The sequence below is a fragment of the Pseudomonas sp. GQ91 genome, assembly GCF_059758795.1.
Window position 1 is genome coordinate 1 of sequence record NZ_JCAXED010000043.1, and the last position, 1,244, is coordinate 1,244.

A 1,244-nucleotide genomic window follows, 5' to 3' on the forward strand; every position below is an offset into this window, starting at 1 on the left:
TGAACTGGCCTAATGATTTTGGACACCTCAATCGGGCGCTATGATGGCGCCCAAATCTGAGGTGTTTGGATATGCGTAAATCTTATTCAAGTGAGTTCAAACTCAAGGCTGCCAGCATGGTGCTGGACGAGGGGCAGTCGGTTCCCGAGGTCTGTGCCAGCTTGGATATTGGCCCTACGGCCTTGCGCCGCTGGGTCGATCAAGTTCGCAAGGAACGCTTGGGCTCGACTCCGGTGGGAGCCAAGGCGATTACCGCGGATCAGCGAGAGATTCAGGAACTTAAAGCCTTGCTCAGGCAAAGAGACCGGGATATTGAAATCCTAAAAAAGGCCAGTGCTCTCCTGCTTTTGGACGCCAAAGATCACTCTCGTTGATCTGTGAGCTGGGCGAGCAGTACGGCGTTAACGATTGCTGTCGTGTGTTCGGAATAAACCGCAGTAGCTTTTACGCATGGCGTCAGCGCCAAGGCAAAGTGAGCCCTAAGCGAGAGAAGCTCAAGGCCATGCTGGTCAAGCACCACAGGGCGTCGAGAGAGTCTGCGGGGGCTCGTACCTTGGCTAAACAGCTGCAAGCCGGCGGGCATGATGTCGGGCGGTTCATGGCTCGCAGCTTGATGCGAGAAGCAGGCATTGTCAGCCGTCAACGCCGGCGCCATAAGTACAAGTCACCCGGCGTGGAAGCTTTGGTGGCACCGCATGTGCTCAAACGCAAGTTTGATGTTACGGCGGTCAATCAGGTGTGGTGTGGGGACGTGACGTACATCAAAGTCGGCAAGCGTTGGCTGTATTTCGCGGCGGTTCTGGACTTGTTCGCTCGCCGGATCGTGGGCTGGTCGTTTTCGATGATCTCCGATGCCACGCTGACCTGCGAAGCCCTGCGGATGGCGATTGAACTGCGCGGTCGCCCAAAAGACGTACTGTTTCACTCCGACCAAGGTTGCCAGTACACCAGCCATAAATTCAGAAATGAACTGCTGGAACATGGACTCCGGCAGAGCATGAGCCGTAAAGGCGAATGCTGGGACAACGCTCCGATGGAGCGTTTCTTTGGAAGTTTGAAATCAGAGTGGGTGCCAGAAGCAGGCTACGGATCGGAACATGAGGCCCGAGCGGATGTGCAGCGCTATGTATCGCGCTACAACATCACCAGGCCGCATAGCTACAACAACTATCGGTCACCAGTCGCCAGGGAGAAGTTGGCGGCGTGAAACCTTAATCGGTGCCCAAGATTACTTGACCAGTTCA

Annotated in this window: 2 protein-coding genes; both read left to right on the top strand. The window is 55.5% G+C overall.

Annotated features, from left to right (window positions below):
* Positions 1 to 71: 71 nt before the first annotated feature.
* Positions 72 to 374: a transposase gene (locus AC6CIA_RS26310; RefSeq protein ID WP_231997079.1), complete on the top strand. Its 303-nt coding sequence runs from the start codon at positions 72 to 74 to the stop codon at positions 372 to 374.
* Positions 371 to 1,207: an IS3 family transposase gene (locus AC6CIA_RS26315; protein ID WP_498316069.1), complete on the top strand. Its 837-nt coding sequence runs from the start codon at positions 371 to 373 to the stop codon at positions 1,205 to 1,207. The genes AC6CIA_RS26310 and AC6CIA_RS26315 overlap by 4 nt, the downstream gene beginning before the upstream one ends.
* The last annotated feature ends 37 nt before the right edge of the window (positions 1,208 to 1,244 follow it).

Coding starts and splice junctions, on each gene's coding strand:
- AC6CIA_RS26310 (WP_231997079.1), top strand. CDS start 72: ATGCGTAAATCTTATTCAAGTGAGTTCAAACTCAAGGCTGCCAGCATG.